At 67.2% G+C, this 15,276-nt stretch carries 16 protein-coding genes; 9 read left to right on the top strand and 7 right to left on the bottom strand.

What is annotated here, in order from left to right; genetic code table 11:
* Positions 1-230 precede the first annotated feature (230 nt).
* Genes ABC383_RS13070 through ABC383_RS13080 form a run of 3 tightly spaced genes read right to left on the bottom strand, consistent with a single transcriptional unit; the run spans position 231 to position 2,509 of the window.
* On the bottom strand, positions 231-932 hold the full coding sequence (locus ABC383_RS13070) for an SPOR domain-containing protein (protein WP_413014560.1): 702 nt from the start codon (positions 930-932) through the stop codon (positions 231-233).
* A complete protein-coding gene (locus ABC383_RS13075) occupies positions 926-1,720 on the bottom strand; it encodes a type III pantothenate kinase (RefSeq protein ID WP_413014562.1) in 795 nt (264 codons plus the stop codon). The genes ABC383_RS13070 and ABC383_RS13075 overlap by 7 nt, the downstream gene beginning before the upstream one ends.
* Complete coding sequence (locus ABC383_RS13080; protein WP_413014564.1) at positions 1,721-2,509, bottom strand: biotin--[acetyl-CoA-carboxylase] ligase; 789 nt, start codon at positions 2,507-2,509, stop codon at positions 1,721-1,723.
* A gap of 207 nt (positions 2,510-2,716) precedes the next feature.
* Between ABC383_RS13080 and ABC383_RS13085 the strand changes: the two genes are divergently transcribed.
* Genes ABC383_RS13085 through ABC383_RS13105 form a run of 5 tightly spaced genes read left to right on the top strand, consistent with a single transcriptional unit; the run spans position 2,717 to position 7,356 of the window.
* Positions 2,717-3,829, top strand: a complete 1,113-nt coding sequence (locus ABC383_RS13085; RefSeq protein WP_413014566.1) for an MlaE family ABC transporter permease — start codon at positions 2,717-2,719, stop codon at positions 3,827-3,829.
* The gene (locus tag ABC383_RS13090; protein WP_413014568.1) at positions 3,829-4,650 is read left to right on the top strand and encodes an ABC transporter ATP-binding protein; all 822 of its coding nucleotides are present in this window, start codon (positions 3,829-3,831) and stop codon (positions 4,648-4,650) included. The genes ABC383_RS13085 and ABC383_RS13090 overlap by 1 nt, the downstream gene beginning before the upstream one ends.
* On the top strand, positions 4,640-5,554 hold the full coding sequence (locus ABC383_RS13095; protein ID WP_413014570.1) for an MlaD family protein: 915 nt from the start codon (positions 4,640-4,642) through the stop codon (positions 5,552-5,554). The genes ABC383_RS13090 and ABC383_RS13095 overlap by 11 nt, the downstream gene beginning before the upstream one ends.
* Before the next feature lie 5 nt (positions 5,555-5,559).
* Positions 5,560-6,183: an ABC-type transport auxiliary lipoprotein family protein gene (locus tag ABC383_RS13100; RefSeq protein ID WP_413014572.1), complete on the top strand. Its 624-nt coding sequence runs from the start codon at positions 5,560-5,562 to the stop codon at positions 6,181-6,183.
* Positions 6,184-6,195: 12 nt separating this feature from the next.
* A complete protein-coding gene (locus ABC383_RS13105) occupies positions 6,196-7,356 on the top strand; it encodes a VanZ family protein (protein WP_413014574.1) in 1,161 nt (386 codons plus the stop codon).
* Here ABC383_RS13105 and ABC383_RS13110 read toward each other — a convergent pair.
* Entirely contained in the window at positions 7,353-7,580 is a 228-nt protein-coding gene (locus tag ABC383_RS13110; RefSeq protein ID WP_413014576.1) for a glycine zipper 2TM domain-containing protein, read from the bottom strand. The two genes, ABC383_RS13105 and ABC383_RS13110, sit on opposite strands and share 4 nt — an antisense overlap.
* A gap of 250 nt (positions 7,581-7,830) precedes the next feature.
* Positions 7,831-9,501, bottom strand: a complete 1,671-nt coding sequence (locus ABC383_RS13115) for an AMP-binding protein (protein WP_413014578.1) — start codon at positions 9,499-9,501, stop codon at positions 7,831-7,833.
* Positions 9,502-9,706: 205 nt separating this feature from the next.
* Between ABC383_RS13115 and ABC383_RS13120 the strand changes: the two genes are divergently transcribed.
* From ABC383_RS13120 to ABC383_RS13130, 3 genes are all read left to right on the top strand, one after another.
* Complete coding sequence (locus ABC383_RS13120; RefSeq protein ID WP_413014580.1) at positions 9,707-10,033, top strand: (2Fe-2S) ferredoxin domain-containing protein; 327 nt, start codon at positions 9,707-9,709, stop codon at positions 10,031-10,033.
* 7 nt (positions 10,034-10,040) lie between these two features.
* Positions 10,041-10,676: an alpha/beta hydrolase gene (locus ABC383_RS13125; RefSeq protein ID WP_413014581.1), complete on the top strand. Its 636-nt coding sequence runs from the start codon at positions 10,041-10,043 to the stop codon at positions 10,674-10,676.
* A 153-nt stretch (positions 10,677-10,829) separates the two neighbouring features.
* On the top strand, positions 10,830-11,978 hold the full coding sequence (locus ABC383_RS13130; protein ID WP_413014582.1) for a D-alanyl-D-alanine carboxypeptidase family protein: 1,149 nt from the start codon (positions 10,830-10,832) through the stop codon (positions 11,976-11,978).
* 212 nt (positions 11,979-12,190) lie between these two features.
* Here ABC383_RS13130 and ABC383_RS13135 read toward each other — a convergent pair whose 3' ends face one another.
* Complete coding sequence (locus ABC383_RS13135; protein WP_413014584.1) at positions 12,191-12,970, bottom strand: hypothetical protein; 780 nt, start codon at positions 12,968-12,970, stop codon at positions 12,191-12,193.
* Positions 12,971-13,030: 60 nt separating this feature from the next.
* A complete protein-coding gene (locus ABC383_RS13140) occupies positions 13,031-14,068 on the bottom strand; it encodes a hypothetical protein (RefSeq protein WP_413014586.1) in 1,038 nt (345 codons plus the stop codon).
* A gap of 354 nt (positions 14,069-14,422) precedes the next feature.
* Between ABC383_RS13140 and ABC383_RS13145 the strand changes: the two genes are divergently transcribed.
* Positions 14,423-15,271 (top strand): D-amino acid aminotransferase, encoded by an 849-nt coding sequence (locus tag ABC383_RS13145; protein WP_413014588.1) that lies wholly within the window; start codon positions 14,423-14,425, stop codon positions 15,269-15,271.
* Positions 15,272-15,276 lie beyond the last annotated feature (5 nt).

A 15,276-nucleotide genomic window follows, 5' to 3' on the forward strand; every position in this document is an offset into this window, starting at 1 on the left:
TGACACTCCAGCAACGCCAGACCGGCCGGGACGTCGGTCCTGCGCCGGTTCATGCTCAGCGTCAGCAGCGGCAGGCGGTTGCCGGCCAGTTGCGTGGCTGGTGCGCTTGCCAGTGCAATGCAGGCGCTGCATGCGCGGCGACGAGCCACTCAGCGGTCACGGCGAGGCGCCGCAACACCGTGCCGATGCTCGCAAACTTTCAGGCCCCGCCCCGAGTTTCGCTGCAGGCGCTAGCCGCAGCCCTGCGCCTCCTGACGCGGAAACTCCGCCCGCGCCCGGGTCACTTGCGCCTCGGCCGCCGCGTCCAGCCCGCGCAGCTGGATCGCGATGCGGGCCGGGCCGGTGCCGAACTGCTCCACCCGCGCGGTGCGCACGCCGCGCCGGCTCATTGCCGCCAGGTGCGACTGCGCCGCCTCGTCGGTTCGGAAGGTGCCCAGCGCAATGCCCCAGCGCCGCGGCGAATTGTCCTGGATGATGAAGGTGTCGCTAATGCCCAGCCGGCGCAGTTCCTCGGTCTTGGCGTCGGCCGCCTCGCGGCTGCCCTGCGGCGGAATCATCACCATGTAGCTAGACGGCGTCGGCACCTCGCGCCGCGAGACCCGGTCGGCCAGGCCCAGCTCCGCCATGCGCGCTTCGAAGCGGCCGGCTTCGGCGGCGGTGAAGCTGGCCAGTTCGATGCAGGCGCCGGCCGGGCCGGTCGCACCCGCTGCGCCGGCCGTGGCGGCAGCCGGCGCAGCGGCCGGCGAGACGCCGGCGGCAGGCGCGTCGGCAGCGGGAGCCGGCGGGCTGGCGGTTGCCGGCAGCAGCCGGATACGGTCGGGATGAAGCTGGTTCTTCATGCGCGCCGGTTCATGCCCGGCGGGCTCGCCGCGCTCGATCACGAACATCGCCAGATTGGCCACCAGCAGCGCACCGCAGACGAATTTCAGCATGATGAATTCTGCTTCATCACCATGGTCTGCAGGCCGATCAGCACCAGGTTGTCGATCTGCACGCTGGGATGGTCCAGGTGCGGCGCCAGCATGCTGCCCGCGCCGCCGGACAGGATGCAGCGCACCTCGCGGTATTGCGCGGCGTGCGCGGCGAGCGCCTGGCCGATGGCGCCGGTCTGGGCCGCCACGCAGCCGCTGATGATGGCGTCGGTGGTGTTGTCGGCAAAGGGCGTGACGATCTCCACCTTGGCGCCCACTTGCGGCAGCTGCGCCGTGTTCTTCGCCAGCGAGCTGGCCATCAGCCCCAGGCCCGGCAGGATCATGCCGCCCAGGAAAACTCCGTCCGGCGTGATGGCGTCCACCGTGGTGGCGGTGCCGCAGGTGGCGACGATGATCGCCTCGCCCGGATACAGCGCATGCGCGCCGATGGCCGAGGCGAAGCGGTCGGCGCCGAGCTGCAGCGGATTGCGGTAGCCATTGCGCACGCCCGCCAGCAGCGGCGCGGGCCGGAACCATTCGATGGCGATCGGCCGCGCGCCGAAGGCGCGCAGCAGCAGCTGGTCGAGCTTGTCGCGCATGCCTTCGCCGGCCACGTTGGACAGCACCACCCGCGCCACCTGGCGGCCGCGCCAGACTTCCACCAGCTGGCCCAGCGCGTCGTGCTCGACCACGCCGGAGCAGATCCACTGGCCCAGTTCCTCGCGCGCAAAGCCGGTGCCGGCATAGGTGGCGACGGTGGCAAGCGCCCATTTGACGCGGGTATTGCCGGCATCGATTAACAGCAGCATTCAGGCCCCCGGATCCAGACGGCGCAGCGAGACGTCGCCGGACAGCACGGCGATCTGGCCGTCAGTGGTGTCGATCAGCAGGCGGCCGGCGTCGTCGATCCCCAGCGCGGTGCCCTGCTGGCGCACCTGGCCCTGGTCCAGCACCGCCACCGCCTCGCCGCGCCAGGCATGCAGCGCATTCCAGCGCGCAGCAAACGGCGCCAGGCCGGCGGCGTCGAAGTCGGTCAGCACCTGCGCCAGCGCATTGAGCAGCGACGCCAAGAGCGCCTCGCGGTCGATGGCCTGCGACGGCAGCGCGGCGGCGGGCCGGTCGATGCGCGCCGCCAGCGCCGGCGGCAGCGCCAGGTTGATGCCGATGCCCACCACCGCCCAGACGCCGTCCGGCGCGGCGCTGGTCTCGATCAGCACGCCGGCCAGCTTCTGGCCGCCCTGCAGCACGTCATTGGGCCATTTCAGCTGCGCCTGCACGCCGCTTTCGCGCAGCGCGTCGGCAATCGCCACGCCGACCGCGAGCGGCAGGCCGACCAGCTGCGGCAGCGCGCGCTGGAATTTCCAGGCCAGCGAAAAGGTCAGGCTGGCGTCGGCGGCCGATTGCCAGGTCCTGCCGGAACGGCCGCGGCCCGCGGTCTGGTGCCCTGCCAGCAGCAGCACCGGGCCGGAGAGGCGCGGCGCGCGCGCCAGCAGGTCGGCATTGGTCGATCCGGTTTCGGCGACGCATTCGAGCGCCACCTGGCGCGCCGGGCCGGTTGCGCGGGAAGCGAGTTGCTGCGGGGAGGGCAGGAAAGTCATGCAGCGCATTGTAACGGCAGGCGGGCGGCGGCGGAACCGGGAAGCGCGGGGCGGCGCGGGGCGGCACCGGACGCGCCGGGCGGGAAACCGGGAAGCGCCGGACGGCGCAGGCATGACGAAACCGGCCCGGTAACTTACACTGCGCTCATGCCAGCTTCGCAACCCCCGCTTTCCTCCCCTGTCCTGCCCGCCCCGCCTGCCGCGCCGATGCTGCGGCTCGATGGCCAGTTGCCGCTGGCGGCCACGGTGGCTGCCAGCGGCAACTGGCAGGTGCAGGCGCTGGCGCAGCCGGCCGCCATGGGCGCGCTGCGCGCGGCACTGCGGCAGTTGCCGCAGCCGGCGGCGCTGCCCTGGGATTTGTCCGGCATCAGCGCGCTGGACCATATCGGCGCCCAGATGCTGTGGAACGCCTGGGGGCGGCGGCGTCCGGGCCAGCTGCGGCTGGCGCCGGGCCAGGAGGAATTCTTTCGGCGGCTGGAGCAGGCCGGCGCGCTGGCGCTGCCGGCGGGCGATGGCCACCCGTGGTTCTCCATCGTCTCGCTGGCCGGCACGGCGCGCCGCTTCGGCAGCCACCTGGCCGGCATGCTGGCCCTGGTCGGCCAACTGGTGCTGGACCTGGGCCGCTTCGCGCGCCGGCCGCGGCAGGGGCCATGGAAAGAGATATCGGCCAGCGTCTACCATATCGGCTTCCAGGCGCTGGGCATCACCGCGCTGGTCGGCGTGCTGATCGGCGTGGTGCTGTCCTACCTGTCGGCGCAGCAGCTGCACACCTTCGGCGGCGACATCTACCTGGTCAACATCCTGGGCATGAGCATCGTCCGCGAACTGGGGCCGATGCTGGCGGCGATCCTGGTGGCCGGCCGTTCCGGCTCGGCCATCACCGCGCAGCTGGGGGTGATGCGGGTCACCGAGGAACTGGACGCGATGCTGGTGATGGGACTGCCGCATGGCTTCCGGCTGGTCATGCCGCGGGTGCTGGCGCTGGCGCTGGTGATGCCGCTGCTGGTGGTCTGGACCGACGCGATGGCGCTGATCGGCGGCATGGCCGCGGCAAATATCCAGCTCGACATGGCGCCGGCCTATTTCCTCCAGAAGCTGCCAAGCGCGGTGCCGATCGCCAATTACTGGATCGGCCTGGGCAAGGGCGTGGTGTTCGGCAGCCTGATCGCGCTGGTGGCCTGCCATTTCGGCCTGCGCATCCAGCCCAATACCGAAAGCCTGGGCCAGGGCACCACCACCTCGGTGGTGACCGCCATCACCGTGGTGATCCTGGCCGACGCGGTGTTTGCCATCGTGTTCAACCAGGTGGGCTATTACTGATGGCGGCGTTCGACCAGGCTCAGGCCCGTGGCCAGACCGTGATCGACATCGCCGGGCTGTCGACCCGTTTCGGCGACGTGACCGTGCATGACAATCTTTCCATGGACGTGCGCGCCGGCGAGGTGGTGTCGCTGGTGGGCGGCTCCGGCTCCGGCAAGACCACGCTGCTGCGCCAGATCCTGGGCCTGGAACGGCCCAGCGCCGGCAGCGTGCGCGTCTTCGGCGTCGACATCCACCGCGCCGACGCCGCCACCCTGCAGACGCTGCGCAACCGCTGGGGCATGCTGTTCCAGCACGGCGCGCTGTTCTCGGCGATGTCGGCCTTCGACAACGTGGCCCAGCCGATGCGCGAGCTGCGGGCGCTGCCGGAAGACCTGGTCCGTGACGCCGCGCTGCTCAAGCTGCAGATGGTCGGCATTGCGCCTTCCCAGGCGGCGCGCATGCCGGCCGACCTGTCCGGCGGCATGGTCAAGCGGGTAGCGCTGGCGCGGGCGCTGGCGCTGGAGCCGGAACTGCTGTTCCTGGACGAGCCGACCGCCGGCCTCGACCCGGCGCTGTCGGAAGCCTTCGTCGACCTGATCGCGATGCTGCGCCGGGAAATGCGCCTGACCGTGGTGATGGTCACCCATGACCTCGATACGCTGCTGGCGCTGTCTTCCCGGATCGCGGTGCTGGCCGACCGGCGCCTGGTGGCCTTTGGCAGCGCCGAAGAGGTGGTGCGGGTGGACCATCCCTTCATCCATGATTATTTCCTTGGTCAGCGCGGCCTGCGCGCGCTGCAGGGCATGCGCGACATGAAAGAGCATCACTATGGAAAATAAGTCGCACGCGATGATCGCGGGCCTGTTCACCATCGCCATGCTGGCGGCCGTCATCCTGGGCGCGATCTGGCTCAACCGCGACCGCGAGGTGCGGGTGCCCTACCAGATCGCCACCCGGCTGTCGGTGCCGGGACTGAATCCGCAGGCAACCGTGCGCTACCGCGGCCTGGATGTGGGCCGCGTCAGCCGCATCGGCTTCGACCCGCAGGTGCCGGGACAGATCCTGATCGACCTCGGTGTGCGGCCCGACACCCCGGTTACCCGTTCCACCTTCGCCACGCTCGGCTACCAGGGCGTGACCGGCCTGGCCTACGTGCAGCTCGACGACGACGGCAGCGACCCGGCCAGGGTGGCAAGCAGCGCAGCCCATGTGGCGCGCATCGAACTGCGGCCCAGCCTGCTCGACAGCCTGCAAAAGCGCGGCCTGGCGATCCTGCTGCAGACCGAGGAACTGACCAAGCGCATGAGCGTGCTGCTGAACCCGGAAAACCAGCAAACCATCCTGTCCACCTTCAACAAGGTCGGCAAGGCCGCGGTGGCCATCGAGGCGCTGCCGGGCCAGCTGGCGCCGACGCTGGAAGCGATGCCGGCGCTGATAGGCGAAGCGCAGCGCTCGCTGGCCGCCCTGGGCAAGCTCTCGCGCACCGCCGATACGCTGGCCGCCGGCCTGCAGGCGCCCGGCAGCCCGGTGGCGCGGATAGGCGGCGCCGCCGACGATGTCAGCGCGCTGGCCAAGCGCTTCGAGCGCGAGGTGCTGCCGCTGACATCCGACATCCGCGGCTCGCTGCGGGTGCTCAACCGCACCCTGAACAACTTGAACGAGCGGCCGCAGAGCATCCTGTTTGGCGCCGGCGTGCCGCCGGGACCGGGCGAAGCCGGCTTCATCGCGCCGCCGGGGAACTGACGCCCATGAACACGGAACGACACGCCATGACGCTGACACCCTCCCGCCTGATTGCCTTGCTGCTGGCCTGCCTGCTGTTTTCCGGCTGCACCAGCATGAAGAAGCCGCAGCCCGGCCTGTTCGACCTCGGGCTGGCGCCGCCGGCGGCAACCATCCCCGCGCTGCCGGCGCTGGCCCTGGCCGACGTCGACACGCCGGAATGGCTGGACTCGCCGGCCATCTTCTATCGCCTCAACTATGCCAGCCAGCACCAGCCGCGGCCCTATGCCAACAGCCGCTGGAGCATGCCGCCGGCGCAGCTGTTCGCGCAGCGCCTGAAGTCGCGCATCGTGCAGGGCGGCGGCACCCTGCTGTCGGCCTCGGACGGCGCCGCCGGCGTGCCGGTGCTGCGCCTGGAAGCGGAGGAATTCAGCCAGGTCTTCACCAGCGCCGGCCAGAGCGACGGCCTGGTGGCGATGCGGCTGTCGGTGCTGGACGGCCGTCGCCTGCTGGGCCAGAAAAGCTTCCTGCGCCGCGCGCCGGCGCCCAGCGCCGATGTCGAAGGCGGCGTGGCCGCGCTGGCCGCCGCCAGCGACGCGGTGATTGCCGACATGCTGCAGTGGCTGGCCGGCCTCGGCCTGGCGCATTGAACAGGCCGCTGCATGGCTGAGACAGACAAACAGGAACAATCGCCCGCCAGCGGCGCCTCCGCCTCGGTGTTTGCCCGCGGCGGCCTGGTGTTCTATGTGTTCCTGATCGTCTATGCCAGCTGGTATCCGTTCTCGGGCTGGCGCAGCAATGGCCTGCCGGTGCTGGGCTTTCTGTCGGCGCCGCTGCCGTATTACTGGACCCGGTTCGACCTGCTGACCAACATCATCGGCTACATGCCGCTGGGCGCGCTGCTGGTGTTTTCCATGTATCCGCGGCTGCGCGGCATCTGGGCGGTGCTGCCGGCCTGCCTGCTTGGCGCGTTGCTGTCGGCCGGACTGGAAGCCGGCCAAAACTTCCTGCCGAGCCGGGTGCCGTCCAATCTCGACCTCCTCACCAACGCCGGCGGCGTCGCGCTCGGCGCGCTGCTGGGCGCGCTACTGGCGCCCGCCTTCCTGGAGCAGAGCCGCCTGCTGGCCTTGCGCAGCCGCTGGTTTTTGGCCGAGGCCAGCCGCGGCCTGATCGTGCTGGGACTATGGCCGATGGCGCAGATCTATCCGCAGGCCTATCTGTTCGGCCATGGGCAGCTGCTGCCGATACTTTCGGAATGGCTGTCGGAATTATGGTTGGTCGACATCGATCTGGGCGCGCTGCTGCGGCGCGACGCCGAGCTCAGCGCCGAGCAGTACTGGTTGTCGGAAACCATCATCACCGCCTGTGGCCTGACCGGCGCGCTGCTGACGCTCTTGTGCCTGACGCGCCGGCGCGCGCCGCGGCTGGCGCTGGCGGCGGCCCTGCTGCTGGCCGCGCTGGCCACCAAGACCCTGGCCAGCGCGCTGCTGTTCTCGCCGGACAATGCCTTCGCCTGGATCACGCCCGGCGCCCAGGGCGGCCTGCTGATCGGCCTGATCATGCTGTCCGGCCTGGCGATGGCGCCGCCGGTGGCGCAGCGCCGGGTGGCGGCGCTGGCGCTGATCGTGAGCCTGGTAGTGGCCAACATGGCGCCGGACAATCCCTACTTCCTGTCCACGCTGCAGACCTGGGTACAGGGCAAGTTCTTGAACTTCAACGGCGCCGCGCAATTCCTGACGCTGGCCTGGCCCTTTATTACGCTGTGGTTCCTGTATCACCCGGTGCACCGGCGGAAAAAGCCGGCGCCCGATGCGGCGTCTTAACGCCGCCGTCCGGTATTGACCTGGTTGCCGATAAAGCCGCCCACCGCCGCGCCGCCCACGGTGCCGATCGCCGAGCCGCCGGTCAGCACCGAGCCGGCCACGCCGCCGACGCCGGCGCCGATCACGGTGTTCTTGTCACGATGGGACATGTTGGCGCAGCCGGTGGCGGCCAGCGTGGCGGCGAGCAGGACGGCGGCGGAAAGCGGGCGAATGGTGATGCGCATGGAAAAACCTTTGGCTTGGAGGGTTGCATGAACCGCCGGCGCCCGGTGGCGCGCGGCGACAGTTATTGTTGCCAAAGGATAATTGCAAGGCCGATTAACGGCCAGGACAGTTGTAATTTGTTACACCCTGGCGGCAGGTGGCTGGCCTCTGCTATTGCCCGCGCCGCAGTGTGCGGGCGGCGGCGTCGGGCCAGCCCTGCCACCATCGACGCCATTGACGCCACAAACGCCAGTCCGTAGCGATCCAGGCCTACGCGCAGTCCTCTTCCCTGAACTCGCCCTCGCGCCGCTGCGAACGCCCTTCTTCCTGCCGCCGCAGATCCACCCGGCGGATCTTGCCCGAAATGGTCTTGGGCAGTTCGGCGAACTCGATCAGGCGGATGCGCTTGTAGGCCGCCAGCTTTTCCCGGGCATAGCGGAAGATCGACGCCGCGGTGGCCTGGTCGGGCGCATGGCCGGCGCGCAGCGTGATATAGGCCTTGGGCACGGACAGGCGCAGCGCATCCGGGCTGGGCACCACCGCCGCCTCCAGCACCGCTTCATGCTCGATCATCACGCTTTCCAGTTCGAACGGGCTGATGCGGTAGTCCGAGGCCTTGAACACATCGTCATTGCGGCCGACGTAGAAGTAGTAGCCGTCGGCGTCGCGCTGGGCGATGTCGCCGGTATGGTAGAAGCCGCCGCGCATCACGTCGGCAGTCTTGGCCGCATCGCCCTCGTAGCCCAGCATCAGCCCCTGCGGCCGCTCTGAAAGGTCGATGCAGATCTCGCCTTCGCCGGCCGGCTGTTCATCCGCATCCAGCAGCACGATGCGGTAGCCCGGCAGCGGCCGCCCCATCGAGCCGGGCTTGATCGGCTGGCCCGGCGGATTGCCGATCTGCGCCGTGGTTTCCGACTGGCCGAAGCCGTCGCGTATTTTCAGGCCCCAGGCGCGCTCCACCTGCTCGATCACTTCCGGATTGAGCGGCTCGCCGGCGCCGACCAGTTCGCGCAGCGGCACCTTGAAGGCGGCCAGGTCTTCCTGGATCAGCATGCGCCAGACGGTCGGCGGCGCGCACAGCGAGGTCACGCCGCAGCGGCAGATCACGTCGAGCACATCCTTCGCATTGAAGCGGGCGTAGTTGTAGACGAACACGGTGGCGCCCGCATTCCACGGGGCGAAGAAGCAGCTCCAGGCATGCTTGGCCCAGCCGGGCGAGCTGATATTCCAGTGCAGGCCGCCGCGCTCCAGGCCGATCCAGTACATCGTCGACAGATGGCCGACCGGATAGCTCTGGTGGCTGTGCAGCACCAGCTTGGGCCGCGAGGTGGTGCCCGAGGTGAAGTAGAGCAGCAGCGGATCGCTGGCGAGAGTCTCGCCGTCCGGCATGAAGGCGGCCGGCGCGCCGGCGGCATCGGCAAGGTCATGCCAGCCGGGCACCTTGCCGCCCACGGCAATGCGGGTATGGCTGCCGGCCATGCCCTCGAACTTCGGCGCCTCGGACGACTGCGCCACCACATGCCGGATCGCGCCGCGCTGCAGCCGGTCGGCCAGGTCGTCGCCCGACACCAGCATCGTGGTCGGCACCATCACCGCGCCCAGCTTGATGCAGGCCAGCATCAGCTCCCAGAGTTCGACCCGGTTGGGCAGCATCAGCAGCACCCGGTCGCCGCGCGCCACGCCCAGGCCGCGCAGGTAATTGGCCGTGCGGCTGGAGCGCGCGGCCATCTCGGCGTAGGAGATCTTCTGCTGCGCGCCGTCTTCCTCCACCACCCACAGCGCCGGCGCATGGTTGCCCTCTGCCTGGCGGTCGAAGAAGTCCAGCGCCCAGTTGAAGCGGTCCAGCGCCGGGGCGCGGAAATCGCGCCAGGCGGTGTCGTAGTCGGTGCGATGGCGCTGCAGGAAGTCGCGCGCGGCGAGGAATGCGTCGGAGGAATGCATGGATTCACCTTGTCCCGGAGATGAAGGAATGGAAGGCGCGGCCTGCCAGGTCTTGTCGCCTTCCCATGCCGCGCGCCGAGCACCGATTCTGCCACGACATGGCCGCGCCGCATTGCGCAGGCAGGCATCGGCGCCCTGCCTGCAAGCCCCTGCCCCGCGGTGTATCATCCCCCTTCCGCAGAGCAGCCCACCGAATCGAATCCCCATGAGCGACCAAGCCGAAAAACCCTATTACGAAAAGCATGTCTTCTTCTGCATGAATGCCCGCGAGGACGGCCGTCCCTGCTGCGCCGATCGCGGCGCGCAGTCGGCGCAGGAGCATGCCAAGCGCCGCATCAAGAAGCTGGGCATGAATGGCCAGGGCAAGATCCGCATCAACAAGGCCGGCTGCCTGGACCGCTGCGAGGAAGGCCCGGTGCTGGTGGTCTATCCGCAGGGCACCTGGTACACCTTCGTCGACAACAGCGACATCGACGAGATCATCGACTCCGACCTGGTCGGCGGCAAGGTGGTCGAACGCCTGAAGATCTGAGCCCGCCATGAATGCCCACACCCAGCCCTTCACCATCGCCGGCAGCGTCGGCACGATCGAATGCGCGCTCGACCTTCCCGACAGCGCGCAGTTCCCGTCGCCGCGCGGCATTGCGCTGGTGGCGCATCCGCATCCGCTGTATGGCGGCACCATGGACAACAAGGTCGCGCAGACCCTGGCCCGCGCCTTCGTCGCGCTGGGCTATGCCACGGCCCGCATGAACTTCCGCGGCGTCGGCGCGTCCGCCGGCGTGCATGACGCCGGCGCCGGCGAGACCGACGACATGGCGCTGCTCTTGGCCCATATGCGCCAGCGCTATCCCGGCCTGCCGGCGGCGCTGTCGGGCTTTTCCTTCGGCACCTTCGTCCAGGCGCAGCTGCAGAAGCGCCTTCAGGAACAGGGCGAGCCGGCCGAGCGCCTGGTGCTGGTGGGCGCGGCCGCCGGCAAGTGGGCCATGCCCGACATCCCGGCCGACACCATCCTGATCCACGGCGAGCAGGACGACACCATTCCGCTGTCGGCGGTGCTGGACTGGGCCCGTCCGCAGGACATCCCGGTGATCGTGATTCCCGGCGCCGACCACTTCTTCCATCGCAGGCTGCAGCACATCAAGAACCTGGTGACGGCGATGTGGCACAGATAGGCGCCATGCCCATATGGCCGCGCCGCGACGCGGCCATATGGGTTTTTGCATGGCCCGGGCGGATTTCGCGGACGCAATCCGCCTTATAATGCGAACCTTCGTTTTCAACCGCTCGCGCCGCCAGTCCGGTGCGTTGTCATTCTGTCCAACTCCATGAAAAAGATTCTTGCGGCGCTTGCCGCTTCCGTCCTGACCCTTTCCGCCGCGGTCGCCCAGACCATGCCCGCGCCCACCGTGGCCGCCCGTTCCTATCTGCTGCTCGACGCCACCAGCGGCCAGGTGCTGGCCGCGCAGGAGCCCGACCTGCGCATCGAGCCGGCTTCGCTGACCAAGATCATGACCGCCTACCTGGTGTTCAAGGCGATCGAGGACAAGAAGCTCACGCTGGACCAGATGGTCAATGTGTCGGTCAAGGCCTGGAAGGTCTCAGGCGACAGCTCCAAGATGTTCATCGAGCCGGCCACGCCGGTGTCGGTCAAGGACCTGCTTTACGGCCTGATCGTCCAGTCCGGCAATGACGCCGCGGTGGCGCTGGCCGAAACGGTGGCCGGCACCGAGGATGCCTTCGCGGTGCTGATGAACCGCGAAGCCGAGCGCATGGGCATGAAGTCCACCCGCTTCGCCAATGCGGCCGGCATGCCCAGCCCGGAAAACTATTCCACCGCGGCCGACCTGTCGCTGCTGGCCTCGCGCCTGATCCGGGACTATCCGGAGATGTACAAGATCTACTCCACCAAGAGTTTCACCTACAACAAGATCACCCAGCCCAACCGCAACCGCCTGCTGTGGCTGGACCCGACTGTCGACGGCATGAAGACCGGCCACACCCAGGCCGCCGGCTACTGCCTGATCGCGTCTTCGCACCGTCCCAACGGCACCAGCGGCGAGCGCCGCCTGGTGTCGGTGGTACTGGGCACCAAGTCCGACTCGGTGCGGGCGCAGGAAAGCCAGAAGCTTTTGAACTGGGGCTTTCTGAACTTCGACACGGTCAAGCTGTACGCCAAGGGCCAGGCAGTGGCCACGCCGGAAGTCTGGAAAGGCTCGCAGAAGGAAGTCAAGCTGGGCTTCGACCGCGACATGTACGTGACCGTGCCCAAGGGCACCGCCGAGAAGATGAAGCCGGTGGTGGAGCGCAAGGACCCGCTGGTGGCCCCGATTGCGCAGAACAGCCGGGTCGGTACGCTGAAGATGGTCGCCGACGGCAAGACCATCACCGAGGCGCCGCTCCTGGCGCTGGACCAGGTCAATGAAGCCAGCATATTCGGCCGGGCCTGGGATTCGGTGCGGCTGATGATGAAGTGATGCGGCAACGGCTTGGGCGGCTCGCCCAAGTCCCTTCAAGTCATGCAAGGCCCTGGCGACAGAGGATGTCGCCAGGGCTTTTTTCATAAGGAGCGTCAAACCCTCAGCCTGCGCCTGCGAACAGGGAGAATCAGAACGCCGTCATGGCGCAACCCATCATGTGCGATGAAACCGGTCGTTTTTATCCGGCCGAATTGGAATTGCCACTGGAATCAGAACCGGTAGAGCACAGCCAGCCGCATGCTGGCCACGGCATGCTCCGGCTGCGCGACCGTTCCGGCATGGCGGCCGTTCCTGTTCAGCGCAGCGTCTCCACTGCGAGCTACCTTCCACCAGTCCAGGCCGGCATGCAATTCCAGATTCGGCCACGCGGCCGGCTGCCAGCCCAGGCCCAGCCGCATGCCGTGGGCAGGGCGGGTGTCGAACGAGACATCGTCGAACTGGCCTGAAAACCCGACCCGGAGCTTTTCCGGGGCTGCGAACAGCAACGCGGCGCCAGCCATTACTTCGCCATAAGTGGTCGCAAACTTTGCGTCCAGCCCGAGTAGCGCGCGACGCGACAACGTGCGCTCCTGCAGCCCCCGCACCCGTCCCACGTCCTGAATGTCACGTCGCCAGCGCTCGAGTTCGATAGCCAGCGAGGCGCTCAGCACTGTATTGACTGCATAGGCTATGCCGGCGCCCGATTGCGTCAATGCGGTGCCGGTGCGGCTATCCACTGGCACGCCGGACTGAGTCTGCCCGTGATAAGCGATGTCATGCTGATAATGCGACGCCTGCGCCGACAGCGTCCACTCGCCCGTCCGGTAAGCCAGGCGGCCTTCCAGACCAGGTAGCCAGCCCTGTTCTCTCACGATGCGGCGGCCGGCGGCATCATATTCGTTCAGGGTGAACTGCCTGGCTGCGATGCCCAGCGCAGAGGTCCACTGGGCATGGACCGGCGAGGCCAGGGCACTGGCGGCCAGCATTGCCAGAAAGGTTTTGAAAAGCATGTCGATTGCCGAAAAAAGGCAGGCTGCCAATTTGGCAGCCTGCCGGATGGGTTTCAGGTCTCAGAGTGATTTCTGGAATTCGGACCAGGAAATCGTCTTGGTTTCGGTGATCGCACCATCGCCCTTGCTGCTGAAGTCGAGCCGCACGTTGCCGGCATCGACTGCCGTGACGGCCACGCTTGACGCTGCCCCCGTTACCAGCATCGAACCGGACACAGGGTTATTCGCGGCCTGAGAAACAAAGGGGGTGACGGTTTTCACCACAACCTGCAAGTCCTTGACCGAGGATGAGCTGGCAGTGAGCGTGTAGTTCACGCTGGAAGTCTGGTCTCCGGGCGTAGTGATGATGGTGGACTCGAATCCGGCGATGGTGCGGTCTGTCACGACTGTGCTGCCCTTTTTCAGCGTCTTCCTTAGAGAGGCACCTGACAGTACGAGAGTGCTGCCCCCTGCTCCGGTCTGGTCGGTTTTTGCTGTCAGGTCGCCATCGATCAGCGACGTCTCGGTCCCGCTTGCCATCGACAGGCCGCTGAATTGAAACTGCACCACGCCACGTGATGTGCCAGCCTGCAAGGAAACGGCACTGCCTTCCTTCACGGTCATCGTCAAACCGCCATTGATCTTCAAACTGGACACGCCGCAGTCGTTCGTTTCCAAAGCGATAACGTCGCCCGGTTTCAGGGTGGTGAGGGAATCACCGGCGCTACTCACTTTTACCCAGCCGCCCTTGGGACAGGAGTTCAACTGGGCAACCGCCGTCACCATGGGGCCCCGGTTGTCGACAAGCTGCCGCAGCACATCCGTTGCCAGTTCGACGAGCCCGGGGTCTCTCGTCTCCACACTAACGCCCGAGGCGAGAATGTCATTGATTCGGGTGAGGCCTGTCAGCGATTGCGGCGCCAGATAGGCATGCGCCGCTGTCTGCACGTAATTGCCCTGGTCAATCACGCTCTGCGCAGTTGACGCGTCCTTCGGTGCGCTTGCGCTGTTGTCAGAACTGGCATTGGAACTGGAACCGGAGCCGCCGCCGCAAGCGGCAACAGAGGAGGCCAGGAGAAAAACTGCGCTGTACAGCATGGAACGACGATGATTTTTCATGTCAGGGTCCGAAATGAAGGGAGAGGAAGGTGAGAAGGTGTGCACCGTCGGGCGACCTGTGGAGCTTGAACCTGGCAACCATGCAGCCATGCATTCAAGCTGCAGTAACTTCGATTGATTTCAGCTTTCGGGCCAGGACTATTAAGCGCTCAAAATTATTCTTGTAACAATGTTGTCGTCTTTCTTGCAGTCAGGCACTATTAGCCACGCCCCAGGTTCGTTCTTGCTGCTCCGATATAATTCGCTCCTTTGCAAATTGCTCCATCGGATCTGCGGCGGGTCATGCCGAATCCGCATCACCCGCTCTGCCCGCGCATGCAAGAATCCGTATTCCCACATCCCCTGGAAAAAAACATGAACGATCCCCTGGTCTATCTCAACGGCGAAATGACGCCCCTGTCCGAAGCCAAGATTCCCGTGCTGGACCGCGGCTTCATCTTTGGCGATGGCGTCTATGAAGTCATTCCCATCTATGGCCGCCGCATGTTCCGCTCCGGGCAGCACATGGCGCGGCTGTTTCGCAGCCTCGACAAGATCGGCATACCGAATCCGCATGACCTTGACGGCTGGATGGCGCTGATCCAGCAGGTGGTGGATGCCAGCCCGGACGACGACCAGATGGTCTACCTGCAGGTGACCCGCGGCGTGGCGCGCCGGGCGCATGCCTTCCCGGCCGAAGTCATACCCACCGTCTTCATCATGACCAATCCGCTGGTGCTGCCCTCGGCCGAAGTGCGCGGCAAGGGCGTGTCGTGCGTGACGATGGACGACAAGCGCTGGCTGCACTGCGAGATCAAGTCGGTCTCGCTGCTGGGCAACGTGCTGGCAGCGCAGCATGCTGCGGAAAACCAGGTGACGGAAGCGATCCAGTTCCGCGATGGCATGCTGACCGAGGGCTCGTCGTCGAATGTGTGGATCGTCAAGGATGGCGTGCTGTCCGGGCCGCCGAAGGACAACCTGATCCTGGAAGGCATACGCTACGGCCTGATCCAGGAACTGTGCGAGGGTCTGGGCATCCCGATGCAGGTGCGCCGCATCAGCCGCGAGGAAGTGTTCGCCGCCGACGAGGTGATGCTTTCCTCGGCCACCAAGGAAGTGCTGCCGGTCACCCGCATCGACGGCCAGCCGGTTGGAAACGGCGCGCCAGGCCCCATATACGCTAAGTTGTATGAAGCCTACCAGGCAGCGAAAGCCGCAGCCTGAATCAA

Source organism: Noviherbaspirillum phoenicis, from assembly GCF_047237965.1.
Lineage (GTDB): Bacteria > Pseudomonadota > Gammaproteobacteria > Burkholderiales > Burkholderiaceae_D > Noviherbaspirillum_A.

Coding starts and splice junctions, on each gene's coding strand:
- ABC383_RS13070 (WP_413014560.1), bottom strand. CDS start 932: ATGCTGAAATTCGTCTGCGGTGCGCTGCTGGTGGCCAATCTGGCGATG.
- ABC383_RS13075 (WP_413014562.1), bottom strand. CDS start 1,720: ATGCTGCTGTTAATCGATGCCGGCAATACCCGCGTCAAATGGGCGCTT.
- ABC383_RS13080 (WP_413014564.1), bottom strand. CDS start 2,509: ATGACTTTCCTGCCCTCCCCGCAGCAACTCGCTTCCCGCGCAACCGGC.
- ABC383_RS13085 (WP_413014566.1), top strand. CDS start 2,717: ATGCTGCGGCTCGATGGCCAGTTGCCGCTGGCGGCCACGGTGGCTGCC.
- ABC383_RS13090 (WP_413014568.1), top strand. CDS start 3,829: ATGGCGGCGTTCGACCAGGCTCAGGCCCGTGGCCAGACCGTGATCGAC.
- ABC383_RS13095 (WP_413014570.1), top strand. CDS start 4,640: ATGGAAAATAAGTCGCACGCGATGATCGCGGGCCTGTTCACCATCGCC.
- ABC383_RS13100 (WP_413014572.1), top strand. CDS start 5,560: ATGAACACGGAACGACACGCCATGACGCTGACACCCTCCCGCCTGATT.
- ABC383_RS13105 (WP_413014574.1), top strand. CDS start 6,196: ATGGCTGAGACAGACAAACAGGAACAATCGCCCGCCAGCGGCGCCTCC.
- ABC383_RS13110 (WP_413014576.1), bottom strand. CDS start 7,580: ATGCGCATCACCATTCGCCCGCTTTCCGCCGCCGTCCTGCTCGCCGCC.
- ABC383_RS13115 (WP_413014578.1), bottom strand. CDS start 9,501: ATGCATTCCTCCGACGCATTCCTCGCCGCGCGCGACTTCCTGCAGCGC.
- ABC383_RS13120 (WP_413014580.1), top strand. CDS start 9,707: ATGAGCGACCAAGCCGAAAAACCCTATTACGAAAAGCATGTCTTCTTC.
- ABC383_RS13125 (WP_413014581.1), top strand. CDS start 10,041: ATGAATGCCCACACCCAGCCCTTCACCATCGCCGGCAGCGTCGGCACG.
- ABC383_RS13130 (WP_413014582.1), top strand. CDS start 10,830: ATGAAAAAGATTCTTGCGGCGCTTGCCGCTTCCGTCCTGACCCTTTCC.
- ABC383_RS13135 (WP_413014584.1), bottom strand. CDS start 12,970: ATGCTTTTCAAAACCTTTCTGGCAATGCTGGCCGCCAGTGCCCTGGCC.
- ABC383_RS13140 (WP_413014586.1), bottom strand. CDS start 14,068: ATGAAAAATCATCGTCGTTCCATGCTGTACAGCGCAGTTTTTCTCCTG.
- ABC383_RS13145 (WP_413014588.1), top strand. CDS start 14,423: ATGAACGATCCCCTGGTCTATCTCAACGGCGAAATGACGCCCCTGTCC.